Annotated in this window: 14 protein-coding genes; 9 read left to right on the top strand and 5 right to left on the bottom strand. The window is 62.6% G+C overall.

Annotation, left to right across the window (positions count from 1 at the left end):
- The first annotated feature begins 3 nt into the window (after positions 1-3).
- Both mazG and NYR97_RS01615 read left to right on the top strand, forming a co-directional pair.
- Entirely contained in the window at positions 4-978 is a 975-nt protein-coding gene (mazG, locus tag NYR97_RS01620; protein ID WP_316696301.1) for a nucleoside triphosphate pyrophosphohydrolase, read from the top strand.
- Positions 975-1,310, top strand: coding sequence for a YnfA family protein (locus NYR97_RS01615; protein WP_316696299.1), 336 nt, complete (start codon positions 975-977; stop codon positions 1,308-1,310). The genes mazG and NYR97_RS01615 overlap by 4 nt, the downstream gene beginning before the upstream one ends.
- Here the strand turns inward: NYR97_RS01615 and NYR97_RS01610 are convergent.
- Positions 1,285-1,446, bottom strand: a complete 162-nt coding sequence (locus tag NYR97_RS01610) for a hypothetical protein (protein WP_316696297.1) — start codon at positions 1,444-1,446, stop codon at positions 1,285-1,287. The genes NYR97_RS01615 and NYR97_RS01610 overlap by 26 nt on opposite strands.
- Positions 1,447-1,507: 61 nt before the next feature.
- On the opposite strand from NYR97_RS01610, the gene gcvT reads away from it, so the two are divergent.
- From gcvT to NYR97_RS01590, 4 genes are all read left to right on the top strand, one after another.
- A complete protein-coding gene (gcvT, locus tag NYR97_RS01605) occupies positions 1,508-2,617 on the top strand; it encodes a glycine cleavage system aminomethyltransferase GcvT (protein WP_316696295.1) in 1,110 nt (369 codons plus the stop codon).
- Between the two features lie 141 nt (positions 2,618-2,758).
- The gene (gene gcvH, locus NYR97_RS01600) at positions 2,759-3,154 is read left to right on the top strand and encodes a glycine cleavage system protein GcvH (RefSeq protein WP_316696294.1); all 396 of its coding nucleotides are present in this window, start codon (positions 2,759-2,761) and stop codon (positions 3,152-3,154) included.
- Between the two features lie 294 nt (positions 3,155-3,448).
- Positions 3,449-4,198 (top strand): hypothetical protein, encoded by a 750-nt coding sequence (locus NYR97_RS01595; protein ID WP_316696292.1) that lies wholly within the window; start codon positions 3,449-3,451, stop codon positions 4,196-4,198.
- On the top strand, positions 4,188-4,655 hold the full coding sequence (locus NYR97_RS01590; RefSeq protein ID WP_023904733.1) for a hypothetical protein: 468 nt from the start codon (positions 4,188-4,190) through the stop codon (positions 4,653-4,655). The genes NYR97_RS01595 and NYR97_RS01590 overlap by 11 nt, the downstream gene beginning before the upstream one ends.
- 154 nt (positions 4,656-4,809) lie before the next feature.
- Here the strand turns inward: NYR97_RS01590 and NYR97_RS01585 are convergent, their stop codons facing one another.
- On the bottom strand, positions 4,810-6,189 hold the full coding sequence (locus NYR97_RS01585; protein ID WP_486684778.1) for a serine hydrolase domain-containing protein: 1,380 nt from the start codon (positions 6,187-6,189) through the stop codon (positions 4,810-4,812).
- A 333-nt stretch (positions 6,190-6,522) separates the two neighbouring features.
- Here NYR97_RS01585 and NYR97_RS01580 point away from each other — a divergent pair, with 333 nt between their 5' ends.
- Together NYR97_RS01580 and NYR97_RS01575 are read left to right on the top strand one after the other, a co-directional pair.
- On the top strand, positions 6,523-7,887 hold the full coding sequence (locus tag NYR97_RS01580; protein ID WP_205394121.1) for an NTP/NDP exchange transporter: 1,365 nt from the start codon (positions 6,523-6,525) through the stop codon (positions 7,885-7,887).
- 889 nt (positions 7,888-8,776) lie between these two features.
- Positions 8,777-9,130 carry a DUF1304 domain-containing protein gene (locus tag NYR97_RS01575; protein WP_205394122.1) on the top strand — a complete coding sequence of 118 codons (354 nt, stop codon included), beginning with the start codon at positions 8,777-8,779 and terminating at the stop codon, positions 9,128-9,130.
- 247 nt (positions 9,131-9,377) lie between these two features.
- Here the strand turns inward: NYR97_RS01575 and NYR97_RS01570 are convergent, their stop codons facing one another.
- Positions 9,378-11,852: an acyl-CoA dehydrogenase gene (locus tag NYR97_RS01570; RefSeq protein WP_316696289.1), complete on the bottom strand. Its 2,475-nt coding sequence runs from the start codon at positions 11,850-11,852 to the stop codon at positions 9,378-9,380.
- Entirely contained in the window at positions 11,849-12,772 is a 924-nt protein-coding gene (locus NYR97_RS01565; protein WP_316696288.1) for an alpha/beta fold hydrolase, read from the bottom strand. Before NYR97_RS01565 ends, NYR97_RS01570 begins: the two co-directional genes overlap by 4 nt.
- 137 nt (positions 12,773-12,909) lie before the next feature.
- Here NYR97_RS01565 and NYR97_RS01560 point away from each other — a divergent pair, with 137 nt between their 5' ends.
- Positions 12,910-13,518 (top strand): TetR/AcrR family transcriptional regulator, encoded by a 609-nt coding sequence (locus NYR97_RS01560; RefSeq protein ID WP_316696286.1) that lies wholly within the window; start codon positions 12,910-12,912, stop codon positions 13,516-13,518.
- A 107-nt stretch (positions 13,519-13,625) separates the two neighbouring features.
- Here NYR97_RS01560 and NYR97_RS01555 read toward each other — a convergent pair whose 3' ends face one another.
- Entirely contained in the window at positions 13,626-16,397 is a 2,772-nt protein-coding gene (locus NYR97_RS01555) for a TonB-dependent receptor (RefSeq protein WP_316696284.1), read from the bottom strand.
- Positions 16,398-16,562: the final 165 nt, after the last annotated feature.

Genomic DNA, 16,562 nt, shown 5'->3' with positions numbered 1-16,562 from the left:
GCTATGCCTCAGACCCCGCCCACCGGCGACATCCAGCGTCTGCTGCAGTTGATGGCGCGTCTGCGCGATCGCCAGCACGGCTGTCCCTGGAATGTGGAGCAGACCTTCGCCAGCATTGCGCCCTACACGATCGAAGAAGCCTACGAAGTCGCCGACGCCATCGATCGCAACGACCTGACGGGCCTGCGCGACGAGTTGGGCGACCTGCTGCTGCAGGTGGTCTTCCATGCACAGATGGCAGCAGAGCAGGGCGCATTTGACTTTGCCGACGTGGTCGCCACACTCAGCGACAAGCTGGTGCGTCGCCACCCGCATGTCTTCGCCAATCAACAGCTCGACGGCGCGCAGGCCGTGAGCGCCAACTGGGAGCAGATCAAGCGCGAAGAACGGCGTGCAGCCGGCCATCAGGACGACTCCGCACTTGCCGGTATCGCACGCGGCCTGCCGGAGTGGCAACGCTCCACCAAGTTGCAGTCGCGCGCGGCGCGGGTCGGCTTCGATTGGCCCAACCCTGCACCGATGCTGGAAAAACTGCAGGAAGAAATCCAAGAGTTGCGCGTGGAGTTCGCACGCGGCCCGGTCGCCGACAACCAGGCACGGCTGGAAGACGAGCTTGGCGATGTGTTGTTTGTCTGCGCCAACCTGGCCCGGCACGCCAAGGTCGATGTGGGCGCCGCACTGCGCCACGCCAATCTCAAATTCGAGCGCCGCTTTCGCGCCATGGAAGCGCTGGCGCAGACCGTAGACACCAACCTGGCAGCACTGTCCCTGGACCAACAGGAAGCGCTGTGGCAACAGGTCAAGCGCGGCGAGCGAGGCGAGGAACCGGCTGCTTTCGGCCAGCTGGTCGCTGGCAAACCTGCCACCTATCAGTCAGTGGTCGGCGAGCAAGGTCTCGATGCCTCCGACCCGCATCAGGCAGACCGCAACCAGCGAGATTTGAACAAGCAAGATTTCGACAAGCCAGACCGCGCATGAATTCCGCAGCGACCACGCTGTTGCTGTTCGCAGCCACCGCGGTCGCCGAACTGGTCGGTTGCTATCTACCTTATCTATGGCTGCGCAAAGACGGCAGCATCTGGTTGTTGCTGCCGACCGCGTTGAGCCTTGCCATCTTCGTGTGGTTGTTGAGCCTGCATCCCGAGGCCAGCGGGCGCGTGTATGCGGCCTATGGCGGCGTCTACATCGCCAGCGCCTTGTTGTGGTTGTGGTGGGTGGACCGGGTGACGCCGACGCGTTGGGATCTATTGGGCGCCGCCTGTTGCCTGCTTGGCATGGCCATCATCATGTTTTCGCCGCGCAGCGTCTGATCGCGCGCATGGCGAGGTAGTGCGGCTGATGCAGCGCCACGCTGGCGACGGCGCCGATCATCGCAACGTGCGGATGCAGGGACTCGATGGCAGCCCGCAGGAATGGCCGCGTAAATTGCTGCGGCGCGGCGAACACGCCGTTCCCGCAAGCGCGGCCGGGCGGCGATAATGGTCCTCTTTCCCTTGGACCGGCGCGCATGACCCAGAAGACCATCCTCAACGACACCCATCGTGCGCTCGGCGCCAAGATGGTCGACTTCGGCGGTTGGGACATGCCGATCCATTACGGCTCGCAGCTGGACGAGCACCATCAGGTGCGTCGCGACGCCGGTATGTTCGACGTCAGCCACATGACCGTGGTCGATCTGCACGGCGCGCGCGTGCGCGAATTTCTGCGCTACCTGCTGGCCAACTCGGTAGACAAGCTCAAGGTCTCTGGCAAGGCGCTGTACACCTGCATGCTCAACCCGCAGGGCGGGGTGATCGACGACCTGATCGTCTATTTCATGAGCGAAGAGTTCTTCCGCCTGGTGGTCAACGCCGCCACCCGCGAAAAGGATCTGCAGTGGATCGGCGAGCAGGCCGCGCGCTTCGATGTGCGCGTGGAAGAGCGCAGCGACTTTGCGATGATCGCCGTGCAAGGGCCCAACGCACGCGCCAAGGTCATCGAGCTGGTGGATCCTGCAGACAGCGCTGCAGCCAGCAAGCTCGGCCGTTTCGCCGCCCTGCAGACGCGTTCGCGCGATGGCATCGCACTGTTCCTCGCACGCACCGGCTACACCGGCGAAGACGGTTTCGAAATCGTGTTGCCGCAGGACGCGGCGGTTGCGTTCTGGAACGCGCTGCTCGCGCAAGGCGTCAAGCCGGCCGGTCTGGGCGCGCGCGATACCTTGCGTCTGGAGGCAGGCATGAATCTCTACGGGCAAGACATGGACGACGCGGTCACTCCTTACGAAGCTGCATTGGCATGGACGATTACCCTGGACGAAGGCCGCGACTTCATCGGTCGCGCAGTGCTCGAAGCGCAAAAGGCGCAGGGCGCGCCGCGTCAACTCATCGGTGTGGTGATGGATGAGAAGGGCGTGCTGCGGCACGGCCAGAGCGTGTTCACCGCCAGCGGCGAAGGCGAGATCCTGTCCGGCACCTTCTCGCCCACGCTCGGCAAGGCGATCGCGTTCGCGCGCGTGCCGGCCGGCAGCATCGACGACCTGCGCGTGGACATCCGCGGCAAGCAGGTGCCGTTGCGCGCGGTGAAGTTTCCGTTCGTGCGCGATGGCCAGGTACAGCCCGGCGTGCTTGGGCAATGAGTCAAACGCTGCCGGGCGTGCAGACGGTCGGCAGTGCGCAACATCGGTAGCAAGCAAGCAGTCCTGCACGCGCGTGCACCTGTCTTGTCGCGCGGTCTAAACTAGCCACCTGTCCCTAACCCCAGTTTCCCCGGAGCACACATGAGCGAGATCCCTGGCGACCTCAAGTTCCTCAAATCCCACGAGTGGGCCCGCGTCGAAAACAGCGGCCGTGTGACCGTCGGTATCTCCGACCACGCGCAGGGCTTGCTGGGTGACCTGGTCTACGTCGAACTGCCGGGCGTCGGCGACACCGTGCAGGCCGGCAATGGCGCGGCAGTGGTGGAGTCGGTCAAGGCCGCCTCCGACGTCTACAGCCCGGTCAGCGGCACCGTCGTCGAGGTCAATAGCGCACTCAGCGACAAGCCGGAAACCATCAACGAAGACGCTTACGGCGATGGCTGGATCTTCGTGGTCGAACTCGACGACAAGGAAGAGCTCAACGACCTGCTGTCGCCGGATGACTATGCCGAGCTTCTGGAAGAAGACGCGAACTGATCGCGTCTGGCACATCGCAACCTCGGATGGCCGCTCCTGGAGCGGCCATTTTTTTTGCACGCCACGCTGGCGCCGGCGCGCCGGTATCGATTGCAGTGGCCAGCGAACTGCCGCGTTGCCGAGTCCTCGAACGATGCCTGCATGCCAGGTGGCGGTCTCCATCGCCGTGCTCGGCGGCCGATCGAAAAACACCGCACGCGCCAGGCACGCATCACCACCACAGCGTCGAAGGATGTCCGCATGCAGGCGCGTCGGATTTCTGGCGTGAGCCAATCGTGAGGACACGGCGTGTGCGTGGTGAAAAAACTGGCGCTCGCATGCGTCGATGGTCGATCGTTGGACGCGATGCAAGGCATGCATGCATGCGTCGCGTCGTCCATGCAGACGCATGCAAGGCGATCGAAGGGCGCAATAAGTTTGCGCATTTACGCTGATGCGACGCCCCAAGAGCAGTCGTTGGATAAAAAATTTTCAGCTGGCGGACAGGCGAAGCGAGACATCACTGCCTTGCACCTTGCGAAGGGTCCGTCATGCCGATCCAGTCGCTGCATTTTTGACCGCTTCAAAAAAACAGCACAAAAGAAGTGGTTTTCTGAAAACCCTATTGAACGAATGCGCGCGTCGCTCGCACGCGCATGCCAGTGCAAGGCCTGTCTGGATCACCTCGACGCGCCGCATTGCGATGGCGGGCTGAAAAAAAATTGCAAAAGAGTGTTGACAGTAAAAAAAAGCGTGATTAGGTTTCGCCCAGCAGACGTTGCTGCGAAAGAGAGTGAGCAGAATCGACATCAAGCCGACACGCTTGTTCCAGATGTCCACCGAAGCGCTATCCACGGTGGAGTCGGGTCCGCTTCTCTCCAAAAAAGCAGCAGTCGTTCCGATCAAGCACCCGTGTCGCCGTTCGATGCGGGTGTTTCTGTATCCGTCCCGTCGCGCATCACCTGCGGATGGTTCCCGACGACGGCATGCCGTCGCGGGGTTTGGTTCAACTGGGCGTTTCACCTCCATAGTTCACTGACGAGGAGCCAATTACATGGCCACTAAAAAAGCTGCAAAAAAGAAACCCACCGCCAAGAAGGCAGTGAAGAAGACTGCCGCCAAGAAGGCAGTCAAGAAGGTCGCCAAGAAGGCAACCGCTAAGAAGGCAGTGAAGAAGGCTGCTGCCAAGAAGGCCGTCAAGAAGACTGCCAAGAAGGCAACCGCCAAGAAAGCAGTGAAGAAGACTGCCAAGAAGGCAACCAAGAAGACTGCCGCCAAGAAGGCAGTGAAGAAGACCGCGAAGAAGGCAGTGAAGAAGACTGCCAAGAAGGCGACCAAGAAGACGGCCGCCAAGAAAGCAGTCAAGAAGACCGCCAAGAAAGCAGCAGCTCCGAAGAAGGCGACCAAGAAGTCCGCCACCAAGAAGACTGCCGTAAAGAAGGTCGCCAAGAAGAAGCCGGCCGTTCGCAAGAAGAAGGCCGCTCCGGTCGCGCTGCCCGCAACTCCGGCGCCGCTGATCTGATCTGCAACACCCGATCGCCGTAAACATCGAGCTCTCTCCCCGACGCCCAGCGGGGAGGGAGCTTTTTTATTGGGTCGCTCTCAATAATCGCGAACGCCAAAAACAACAAAGGCGACCGAAGCCGCCTCTGTCTTGAATCGCTGCAAACGCCAACTCAGCGCGGCGATGCCACCGACTTGCCGGACGAGGCGCCCTTGCCGGCAGGGGCGGGGCGCTCGGCCAGCATGTTCTCGCTGCCGAAGTCGCCATCCACGTCGATGTCCAGCCAACGCTTGGCCGGCAGGCCGAGTGCGCGATCCAGAATCGTCGGCAGCATGCCCGACGGCAGGCCGCTCTCGCCGTTCCACATGATGGCGATGCCAAGGTCGCGCTCGGGCAGCAGCGCGACCAGGCCGCGATACCCCTGCACCGCGCCGGCATGGAAGATGACTTGATGGCCGGCGTAATCGAACACGCGCCAGCCCAGCGCGTAGCTGGCAGCGTCCACACGCTCGTGGCGCCAACCCGAGCGCATCTCGCCCGGTGTGGAGATCAACGGCGCGTGCAGCGTCGCCAGCAGCGGCGCAGGCAGCACGTCGGTGCGGTGACCGGTGTGTGCGAGCAACCACTGCGCCATGTCGCTGGCGCTGGCGTTGACGCCGGCAGCGGGCGCCAGGCGGTAGTAGGTCGGCTTGGGCGTCAGTGCCACCCAACCGCCGCGGCTGCGCACATGCGGGCGTGCCGCATGCGGGCTGGCCTGGATGCCGGCCAGGCCCATGCTCGCATCGTTCATGCCCAACGGTTTGAAGATGCGGCGCTCCACCGACTGCTCATAGAAGCTGCCGGAAGCGGCGAACACCACATCGCCGACCAGGCTGAAGGCCACGTTCTGATACGCATAGCAATCGCCCGGCGCGCAGCGCAAGGGCGCAGCGGCGAGCTTGTGGCTGAGCGAGTAGTAGTCGACGTTGGATTCGATATCGCGGTCGTAGGCGTTGCGGGTCAGGCCAACGCGGTGGCTGAGCACCTCGGCGACGGTGAGCTGATGGGTGGCGACGTTATCGCTGAGCTGGAAGCCGGGCACGTAATCGACCACCTTGCTGTCCCAACGCAGCACGCCGTCGTTGACCAGCAGGCCGGCCATGGTGCTTGCGAACGCCTTGGACAGCGAAGCAAGACGGAACACGGTGTGGCCATCGACCGGCTGCGGATGATTGACGTCGGTGACGCCATAGCCGCGCGCGCTGAGCACCTTGCCGCCCTGCACGATCGCCATCGCAATGCCGGGCACGCGGTTGCCGTAGGTCAACTGATTGGCCATCGATTCGAACGCGGCCACATCGAAGCCGGCCGCCGGTGCCAGCACACGGCTGGCCGGAAGCGAGGCGCGATATTGCAGCGGAGCGGTGGGCGACTGTGCGGCGGTGGCCGGCTGCAGCGCAAAGGCAGCTGGCGCGGGCGTCTGCGCGGTGGAAGAGAGGGCCAGGGGCAATAACGCCCCGAGCAGCCCGATGGCCAACGGACGAAACCGTCGGGGCCTGCGCATTTCAGTCATGGTTGTCCCGCCTGTTCCACTGCCTCCGGCGATTCTAGCGCCGCGCTTCGCAATAGCACAAACTGCCAGAAGATGAATGGGCATCATATTGATCCTATTGATGATTTTAGGTTCAGAAATCGGGCGGCGCGGAGCGCTTCGAGTGCGCCTCGGCACCTATGCAGATGTGGCTGCAAGCGGCGTGCCGTCTGGATGCACGATCAGTCCGTTGTGTTCTGCACCGCGGCGCTGGTGATGCTGCGCCGCATCGGCTAACTTGCGCGCTTCCTTCGCGGGTGCCGCCGCTGCCATGTCCTCGCTGTCGGGCCCGTTTGTGCAGGCGATTTGTTCACCATGACCAGCCGATTTTCTTCGTCGCAGTCTGCGGCTGGCCGTTTGAGCGGCGCGTTGCGCAGCTCGCCGCCGCTGGCGTGGAGTTTTCTGTATTTCTTCTGCCTGCTCAGCGGGTATTACGTGCTGCGCCCGGTGCGCGAGGCGATGAGCGCCTCGGCGGATGTGGAAGCGATCTTTCCCACCGGCATGATCGCCTTTTTCGCCGCGCATGGCATGCCGCTCAAGGACTTTACCCTGCAGGTGCTGTTTACCTGCACCTTCCTGATCATGGTGCTGCTGCAGCCGGTCTACGGCGCACTGGTCAGCCGCTATCCGCGCCGGGTGTTCCTGCCGGTTGTGTATGGCTTCTTCATCGCGACCCTGCTGCTGTTCTACGTGTTGTTCGATAGCGGGGTGCCCGGGCGCGGCATGGCGTTCTTTTTGTGGGTGACCGTGTTCAACCTGTTTGCGGTGGCGGTGTTCTGGAGCTTCATGGCCGACGTCTTCAGCAATGCTGAAGCGCGCAGCTACTACGGTTACATCGGTGCGGCCGGCACGCTGGGTGCGTTTCTCGGGCCGATCCTCACCCGCACCCTGGTCGAGCGTATCGGCATCGCGCATCTGATGTTGGTGTCGGCCGGGTTTCTGACGGTGTGCGTGGTCTGCGTGCTGCGTCTGCGCTTGTGGGCGGTTGCGCGCGAGCAGGAGCGACAGCTGAGCTCCGGCGAAGTACCGATGGGCGGCGATGTGCTCGGCGGGCTCAAGTTGATCGTGCGCGAGCCGTTGCTGCGCTGGTTGGCCTTCATGGTGTTGTTCGGTGTGGGCGTCGGCACCTTGCTCTACAACGAGCAGGCAGCGCTGGTACGGCGTCTATACACCGACGCAGCGGCAGCCACCGCGTATTACGCGAGCATCGATCTGGCGATCAACGCGCTCACGCTGGTGTTGCAGCTGCTGGTGACGCGCGCGCTGTTGTCGCGTTTCGGTATCGCACCGGCGCTGTTGATTCCGGGCGTGGCGATCACGCTGGGCTATGCCGTGCTGACGGCTTCGCCGTTGCCGATGATGATCGCGATCGTGCAGGTGATCACCCGCTCCAGCGAGTTCGCACTGGCCAAGCCGGCGCGCGAGACCTTGTACACGCGCGTCGACCGGGAATGGCGTTACAAGGCCGGCGCGGCCATCGACACCGTGATCTACCGCGGTGGCGACCTCACCTTCGTGTGGGTGCACAAGCTGGTGTCGGCATTCGGCTCCAGCGCAGTGTTCGGCGTCGGTCTGCTGGTGGCCTCGGGCATGACATTGGGCGCATTCGGTCTGCTGCGCGAGGCGCGCAAGCTGCCTGCCGAGCGAGATGCGCAGACCGCAACGCAGGTGTCCGACTAAGAATGGCTGGCAAAACTACTTGCCGCCATCAGGCGGACGCGACTGTTGCTGGGTACGGCGTGTACCACTGATACAGCTGGTTCTGAGAGCGCCGTGCATATCTGCCTGCGCATTACTCGCGACGTTTTGTCGGCCACTTCAAGGCAGCGAAATCTCTGTTGCCTTCCAGTAGTTGGACAGTATTGGTAGCTCTTTTGCAGAGCGGATGATCTCAGGGCTGGAGCGGCTGATCTGCTGCCTGGCTGCAGGGCCCTTGCCCGCCCACCCTCGCGGGACACGCCGCAAGTACGTCCGTGTAGGCTCTTACGCGGCATCCATGCCGCGTAAGGTCCCGCGACGGTGGGCGGGCAAGGACCGGTCGCGCTAGTCGGTGTGCATGGTGTTCAACAAAACAGCCGGCAACCGGTGCGGTGTCCTCGCCGCGCCCTGGAGGCTTTGTTTGCTGCAGGGCCCTGCCCGCCCACCCTTGCGGGACACGCCGCAAGTACGTCCATGTAGGCTCTTACGCGGCATCCATGCCGCGTAAGGTCCCGCGACGGTGGGCGGGCAAGGACCGGTCGAGATGGTCGGTCTGCACAGGCAAGCAGGGCATGACATGCATTAGCGATGCCGCTGTTTGAACTAGCCGCGTTTGCCTTTGGGCGAGTGTGGCGAGCAGGTAGATCAGGTGTAGAGCGCTTGATCTGCAACTTGGCTGCAGCACCTGTGCCCGCCCAACAACCATCGCAGGACACGCCGCCGATGTCCGCAATCGCGATGCTCCGATCGTGCCTGCAGGTCCTGCACATCTCCCATCTCTCGCCGGCGCGCTGGGTTCCATCGCCTGCTCTGAACAGCAGGGCCGCAATCGCCGCTATGCTGGCCGCCACATCCATCACGCAGATCTGCCATGTCCCTGTTCGCCATCGTCGCCGGCCTGTGCGTCGCTCTGCTGCACGTCTACATCCTGGTACTGGAAATGGTGCTGTGGACGCGGCCGCTGGGCCTGAAGACCTTCCGCAATACCCTCGAGAAGGCGCAGGCCACGCGCGTGCTGGCCGCCAATCAAGGCCTGTACAACGGTTTCCTGGCGGCGGGCCTGTTCTGGGGCGCGCTGCAGACACGCGAGGATGTGCTGAGCTTCTTTCTGGGCTGTGTTGTCGTGGCAGGTTGCTACGGCGCCTACAGCGTCAACCGCCGCATTTTTTTCGTGCAGGCCTTGCCCGCGTTGATTGCCCTGGCGTTGCTGTGGTTGCCGCGCTGAGGCGGCTTGCTCGCTGTCTGTAGGAGCGGGCCTGCCCGCGATGAGGTGTTACCGGTGGAGCTTCATCGCGGGCAAGCCCGCTCCTACCAAAAAGCTCGCTGGAATTGCAGTTGTCGCGAACTGGTCGAAAACGCTGGCGGCAGGCAACGCAGCCGCGAGATGGTCGGTCTCCACAGTAGCCAATCTCCATAAACGACAACGGCGGGCCGAAGCCCGCCGCTGTCTGGTTGTCACCTTGGCCTGCGCCTTACGCCGCTTCGCGCGGCTGCTGTGCCTGCGGCTTGTCGTAGTAGCTGGCCGCACGCAACTCATGCGGATCGAAGTCGTCGACGGTGATGGTATCCATCATGATCGCGCGCAACTCTTCCAGCTGCTTGCGCTCGTCGATGGTGATCACGCCCTCGGCCACGGCCTCGTCCAGCTGCGCGGGGAAATCCAGTGCCTCGATGCCCTTGGTCTTGAGCGCCTTGAGGAACTTGCGCTCCACCGGCTCGGCCAGCACGGCCTTGGCCAGATAGCTGGCGATACGGCCGCCGGGATTGTTGGCACATGGGGTCAGGAACACGCCCTGGCCCAGACGGTCGCGTGCCTCGTTCGGCGTCATCAAAATCGATGCCACGCGGTGCCCCAGACGGTCGCCCGGCGCTTCGGCACGACGACCCAGCGGGAAGATCAGCACCCACATCAGCCAACCCACCGGACGGATCGGGAAGTTGCGCAGCGCGGCCGACAGCGCGGTTTCGATCTTGTGCACGCTGTCGTGGAAGGCCCAGGCCAGCAGCGGCTGATCGGCTGCCGGTGCGCCTTCGTCGTGATAGCGCTTGAGCATTGCGCTGGTCAGGTAGATGTGGCTCAGCACATCGCCCAAGCGACCGGACAGCGATTCCTTGAACTTGAGCTTGCCGCCCAGCATCAGCATCGACACGTCGGCCATCAGCGCCAGGTTGGCGGAATAGCGATCCAGCTTGCGGAAGAAACGACGCGTATACGCATCGCCCGGCGCAGCGCCGATACGTGCGCCGGTCAGGCCGAACCAGAACGAACGCACCGCGTTGGAGATACCAAAGCGGATGTGACCAAACAGGCTCTGATCGAAGTCTTCCAGACCACGGCGCGTATCCGGATCCTGCGCCGCCTTCATTTCCTTCATCACCCACGGGTGGCACAGGATTGCGCCCTGGCCGAAGATCAGCAGGCTGCGGGTCATGATGTTGGCGCCTTCCACGGTCACGCCGATTGGCGCGGCTTGCCAGGCGCGGCCGGCGAAGTTGCGCGGCCCCAGGATGATGCCCTTGCCGCCGATCACATCCATCATGTCGCTGACCACTTCGCGGCCCATGGTGGTGCAGTGGTACTTGGCGATTGCCGACGGCACCGACGGCACATCGCCACGATCCACCGCCGCCGCGGTGGCCTGCGACAGCGCACTGATCGCATAGGCCTTGCCGCCGATCCGTGCGAGCGCTTCTTCCACGCCCTCGAAGCGGCCGATCGACAGACCGAACTGCTTGCGGATGCGCGCATACGCACCGGTCACCACCGCCGCGTACTTGCCACCGCCGCTGGCGGTGGAGGGCAGGGTGATCGAACGGCCCACCGCCAGACATTCGTTGAGCATGTTCCAGCCCTTGCCGACCATGTCCACGCCACCGATCAACTGGCTGAGCGGAATGAACACCTCGTTGCCACGGATCGGGCCGTTCTGGAAGGTCGAATTCAAGGGGAAATGCCGGCGACCGATTTCCACTCCCGGCGTTTCGCGCGGCAACAGCGCCAGGGTGATGCCGATGTCCTTGTTGTCGCCGATCAAGCCTTCCGGGTCGTACATGCGGAACGCCAGGCCGATCAGCGACGCCACCGGTGCCAGGGTGATGTAACGCTTGTCGAAGGTGAGCTTGACGCCGAGCACGTTGGCGCCATTCCACTCGCCCTTGCAGACGATGCCGTAGTCCGGGATCGAGGTCGCATCGGAGCCGGCGAACGGGCCGGTCAGACCGAAGCACGGCACTTCGGCGCCGATGGCCAGACGCGGCAGGTAATAGTCCTTCTGTTCCGGCGTACCGTAATGCAGCAGCAACTCGCCCGGCCCGAGCGAATTGGGCACACCGACGGTGGAGCTGACCACGCTGGAGATCGAGGACAGCTTCTGGATCACCTTGTGGTGCGCCAGCGCGCTGAAACCCAGGCCGCCGTACTGCTTCGGAATGATCATGCCGAAGAACTTCTGCTTCTTAATGTACTCCCACAGCTCCGGCGGCAGATCGGCGTGGACATGGGTGATCTCCCAGTCGTTGACCATCTTGCACAACTCTTCGACCGGGCCATCCAGGAACGCCTGCTCTTCGGCGGTCAGCTGCGGCTTGGGGTAGTTGAGCAGCTTCTGCCAATCCGGGTCGCCGGTGAACAGCTCGCCTTCGAAGCCCACCGAGCCGGTTTCCAGCGCGATGCGCTCGGTCTGCGACAGCGGCGGCAGCACCTTGCGGAAGAAGCCCATCAGCGGCGTGGTCAGCAGCGGCTTGCGCAGGAACGGCAGCAACACAGGCGCCGACACCAGCACCACCAGTACGGCAGCGACGATGGTGGCGGTGAGGTTGGCACCCAGCAACCAGCAGGCCACCAGCACGCAGGCGCTCAGCGCGACCCACGTGGCAAGGCGCATGCGGTGGTAGGCAGCGATGCCCGCCGCCAGGATGACGAGGAGGAACGGTGCAACGATGCTCATGGTCTTGCTCCAGTGACATGCTCGGTAATGTTGGACGCTGCGATGGTGCCAACCGAGGGCAGTGCATCCAGATAATGCAACACGGTGGCGGTAAACGTCGTGTTGTCGTCGCCGGCCAGCATGTGCGTGGCATCGGGCAACTGCACGTGCTGCGCATGCGGCGCGATCGACAGGAATTCGCTGATGGTGTCCGGGGTAACCAGATCGCTGCGCCCGCCACTGATCAGCAGCATCGGGCACCGCACCTGTGACGCGGCCTCCAGCAATGCCTGTTGCTGTATATGCGGATCCTGCCCCGTCAGTTCGTCGACCAGGCGCGGGTCCCAATGCCAGTGCCAACGCCCGTCGGCACGCTGCCGCAACAATGCCTGCAACTGGTCTGCGGTCTTGCGCGGACGATGCGGCAAATATGCGGCAATCGCGTCTGCCGCCGCATCCAGCGATGCGAATCCGCCGGGATGCGCAGTCATGAAACGCAGGATGCGCTCCACGCCCCGCGTCTCCCAGCGCGGCGTGATGTCGACCAGCACGATCGCCCGAAACAAACCCGGCCAGCGCGCCTCTGCCAGCAGACCAAACAGCCCGCCCATCGAGGCGGCGACCAGCACCGGCGGCTCGGATTGCTCACCGGCGAGCACGATCAAATCGTCGGTGAATTGCGTGGCCGAGTAGGGCACCTCAGCATCGTTGACGCTGGAATCGCCATGCCCGCGCGCGTCGTAAGACAGCGCCCGGTAGCCGGCTTCGGCCAATGCAGTGGCCGTGCCTTCCCATGCGTGTCGTGTCTGGCCGAATCCATGTGCCAACAGCACGGTCGGTGCGTGCTCCGTGCCCTGCGCCGATACCGCAAGCAACGTCTCACCAATACGGATGTTGGCGACAGACGGGATACGGGCGAGGCTAGAAGGAGAAGTGACCATACCTAATGGTATGGATGTGGCGTGCTCACTGTCAATACTCACTGGTATGGACGGTTAATCCGTTGAATCCCGGCAGTTGTGCCTGCATTTTCTGCCGCATACTGCAATCGACCCGAGCGTATGGTTAAATCGTCACAATGAACGACACCACCGATTCCAGCTCCACCACGCCCCGCGCCAGTCCCGGTCGCGGTCAGCGCCTCAGCGCAGACGATTGGGCACAGGCCGCGCTGGACCTGATCGCCGAACAAGGTGTCGGTGCAGTCGCCGTAGAACCACTGGCGCGCCGGCTCGGCGTCACCAAGGGCAGCTTCTACTGGCACTTTCCCTCGCGCGACGCGCTGCTGCAGGCAGCTCTCGAACGCTGGGAAATCTTCGAACAAAAAGAAGTGTTCGGCAGCCTGGAAGACGTCCCGGATCCGAGCGCACGCTTACGCGCACTGTTCCAACTGGTCGCGCACGAAGTCAAACCGCATGTCATCTACAGCGAACTGCTCAAGGCACTCGACCACCCGGCGGTCCGCCCGGTCATCGACCGCGTCTCGCAACGCCGCCTCGACTACCTGATCGCCTCGTTCCGCCAGGCCGGCCTCACCCGCACCGACGCCCAACACCGCGCCCGCCTGGCCTATGCCGCCTACGTCGGTTTCCTGCAACTGTCGCTGCAACTACAGCAGCCCAAGCAGGCCCGCGAAGACTTCGAAGCCTATGTCGAGCATGTGATTCAGACGTTGATTCCTGTGTGAGCTAAACAGTAGATAGCGAGTTGCTCGCTTCTTGAAACCCAGACATGACTACGGCCCCGATTGGGGCCGTAGTTGCTTTACGCAGCTGGTTTTATCAGCTGTTTCGATCAGAAGCGCTGACGGTACTGCATGTACATGTAGCGGCCCGGCACGTCGTACTGCGGGTCGAACCTGTTGGCCGACGTGCTGTACGAAACCGGTGGACCCTTATCGAACGCGTTGTTCAAGCCGAGCGATACGGTCGCATTCCAAGGCGTGCTGTAACGGAACTGGATGTCGTGATACGTCGTCGCGCCAATGTGGTTGCGCGGGTCAGCACCATCGGCCGTGACACGATCAGGATCGGAGCAGTAAGCCTGCGCCAATGCCGCTGACAAGGGGCAGGACTCTGCTACACCGGACTTGTAACGCAGGCCCCAGTTGATGCCGAAGTCACCCAACGACCAGTCGACATACAGGTTGGAACGGATGCGCCAGTAAGGATCCTGGTTCAGGTAACGACCCTGGAACTGTTCGAGTTCGGAATCGGCAGTTGCCTTGGTTTCCCAGCTCGACAAATAGGTCGAATCCCAGCTGATGGTGAACTGGCCGAATGCCGTTTCCGGCAGGCGGTAATTGATGGCCAGATCCCAGCCTTCCACCTTATACGACGACAAATTCAACAGTGGCATGTTGATGTTGGTGACGGTGTAAGCGCCATCGGCATAGTTCGGATCGCGTGTGACAAGCGCGCAGTACTCAGCCTGCTCACCCGCGCTGCCGCCGTAGCACTTGTCCAAGATGAACTGGGATTCCGGACGTGTGATCGCGTTTTCGATCTCGATCTGCCACCAATCCAGGCTCACATTCAGGCCTTGCGCGAAGCTCGGACTGAACACAAAGCCCAGCGTGCGGCTGGTCGAAGTCTCAGGCTGCAGCTGATCGTTGGAGGTCCAGGTGAACGGCTCAAGGGTCTGCTTGGCACCATTGCCTGCACCAGGCTGCACGAAGTTCACAGGCACGCCTGCCGCTGCACAGTTCTGCGCCACCACCGGGTTGCTCAGCTGGCCGGACTGGCTCGAGCACGGATCGGCGTAGGTCTCGAACGAATCGGAATTGCCTGCGAACAGATTGTTGATGCTCGGGGCACGGAAGCCTTCGCTGTAGTTACCGCGGATCATCAAGTCCTGGATCGGCTTCCAGCGGAAGCCGAACTTGTTGTTCACGGTATCGCCGAAGTTGCTGTAGTCCGAGTAGCGGGTCGCTAGGCTGAAGTCCAGCAACTGTGCGCCCGGCAGATCGGCCAGAACCGGAACCGACAGTTCGAGGTAGAACTCGTCCAGGCTGTAGGAGCCGGCCGTCGGGCGTGCGCCGTTGCCCGTGCTCAGGCCGGCTGCGATGAAGGCATCCGGATCGAACTGGCCACTTTCCTTACGGTATTCGTAGCCAGCAGCGAAGGCCAGCGGGCCTGCCGGCAGGTCGACGATATCGCCGCTGATGTTTGCAGTGTAGCCCTTGGATTCAACGGACGACGAATCGTGTGCCGTGAAGCTGGTGTAATCCAGCGCATCCTGAGTGATTGAACCACGTGGTCCCAGCGGATTGACCGGCACGCAACCGGGGATCACATCGCCGCCTGGAGCGGAGACGCACACCGGCACGCCACCGCGCAGTTCCGACGGACCATAGGCGCTGTTGAGATTGGCGAGGTTGAACAGGCCGTAGGTCAGGACATTTTCGTCGGACTTGTCATAGCGATAGCCCACGTCCCAGTCGAAGCTGCGATCAGCGAACTCGAAGAAGCCTTCCAGGCCACCATAGAAATGCCAGTTCTTGACGTTCTGATTGAACGAACGGCCACCGGTCTCGATGAAGCGACGGTTGACGCTGGTCAGGTTCTGATCGAATGGGTTGTAGAGGCTATCTGCGCTCAGGGTCAAGCCCGTGACCGGCATTGCGGCCAGCAATTGCTCGGACTTGCGCTCGTTGTACATAGCCTCGGTGCGGAACGTCACGTTGTCGGTGAAGTTAAAGCTACCCTGGGTGAACAGCGAGGTGCGCTCCTGCGGGGTCAGCAGGTAGTTGTCCGGCGCGGTGTTATAGCCGTGCACATTGGCAACGTACGGCGTTTCGACGCCGTTGATGAGGATGCGCCGCGAACCGTTGCGAACATACGAACCCGGAAAGCCGGTGCCGCTCTGGCCACTGAAGAACGGCGGGCCGCCGGCGGAGATCTCGCGATCGCCAGCCATCACCGAATCTTCCTTCACGTAGGAAGCACCAACCATTAAGGTCGAGCGATCGGTGGTCGTGCCGATGGTGAAGTCATAAGCCTGTCGCTGACCGTCGCCATCGCTGTACTGGCCAACGTTGACGCCGGCTTCGGCGCCGTCGAAATTCTTGCGGGTGATGATGTTCACTACGCCGGCGATGGCGTCAGAACCGTAAATCGTGGAAGCGCCATCCTTTAGGATGTCAATGCGCTCAACCATTGCGGTCGGAATGGTGTTGAGGTCGACGCTGCCGTCCAGGCCGGTGGTCCAGCGGCGGCCGTTCACTAATACCAGCGTACGCGCGCTGCCCAGGTTGCGCAGCGCAATGCCGGAACTGCCGTCGCCGCCGTTGTTGAAGGTGCGATTCAGGGCTGCGCCGTTGGCCGCGACACGCTGCAGCACATCTGCAACGGAGGTGACGCCCTGCTTATCGATGTCCTGGCGAGTCAACGTCAGAACCGGCTGCGAGGTTTCAACGTCTGCGCTCTTGATGCGCGAACCGGTCACTTCGATCTTGTCGAGGTTGGTGGTGCCGGCTTCCTGCGCGACGGCGGTACCGGTACCGGCCACGCCCACGACAAGCGCGAGGACAACTGCATCGCGCAGCTTGTTGGACTTGCAATTCATTAGCTCTCTCTCCAAGTGATCTTGGGTACTGCCAAGGGTTGTTTGCCTGTCGGGGGTTCCGAAAGAAGCGGATCCAAAACGTCAGGGTGAACCGATGGTATATGCGTTGCGCGAAGAATTAAAGTCCCGTTAACGAAAAAGAAGAAAGGCGTGAAACAGATATGC

The sequence above is a fragment of the Xanthomonas hydrangeae genome (assembly GCF_032697525.1).
GTDB lineage: Bacteria > Pseudomonadota > Gammaproteobacteria > Xanthomonadales > Xanthomonadaceae > Xanthomonas > Xanthomonas hydrangeae.
The sequence above is the reverse complement of the archived record's forward strand: the minus strand, read 5'-3'. Positions and strand labels throughout refer to the sequence as shown.

Coding starts and splice junctions, on each gene's coding strand:
- NYR97_RS01555 (WP_316696284.1), bottom strand. CDS start 16,397: ATGAATTGCAAGTCCAACAAGCTGCGCGATGCAGTTGTCCTCGCGCTT.
- NYR97_RS01590 (WP_023904733.1), top strand. CDS start 4,188: ATGGCCACTAAAAAAGCTGCAAAAAAGAAACCCACCGCCAAGAAGGCA.
- NYR97_RS01570 (WP_316696289.1), bottom strand. CDS start 11,852: ATGAGCATCGTTGCACCGTTCCTCCTCGTCATCCTGGCGGCGGGCATC.
- mazG (WP_316696301.1), top strand. CDS start 4: ATGCCTCAGACCCCGCCCACCGGCGACATCCAGCGTCTGCTGCAGTTG.
- NYR97_RS01560 (WP_316696286.1), top strand. CDS start 12,910: ATGAACGACACCACCGATTCCAGCTCCACCACGCCCCGCGCCAGTCCC.
- NYR97_RS01575 (WP_205394122.1), top strand. CDS start 8,777: ATGTCCCTGTTCGCCATCGTCGCCGGCCTGTGCGTCGCTCTGCTGCAC.
- NYR97_RS01615 (WP_316696299.1), top strand. CDS start 975: ATGAATTCCGCAGCGACCACGCTGTTGCTGTTCGCAGCCACCGCGGTC.
- gcvH (WP_316696294.1), top strand. CDS start 2,759: ATGAGCGAGATCCCTGGCGACCTCAAGTTCCTCAAATCCCACGAGTGG.
- NYR97_RS01565 (WP_316696288.1), bottom strand. CDS start 12,772: ATGGTCACTTCTCCTTCTAGCCTCGCCCGTATCCCGTCTGTCGCCAAC.
- gcvT (WP_316696295.1), top strand. CDS start 1,508: ATGACCCAGAAGACCATCCTCAACGACACCCATCGTGCGCTCGGCGCC.
- NYR97_RS01585 (WP_486684778.1), bottom strand. CDS start 6,189: ATGACTGAAATGCGCAGGCCCCGACGGTTTCGTCCGTTGGCCATCGGG.
- NYR97_RS01580 (WP_205394121.1), top strand. CDS start 6,523: ATGACCAGCCGATTTTCTTCGTCGCAGTCTGCGGCTGGCCGTTTGAGC.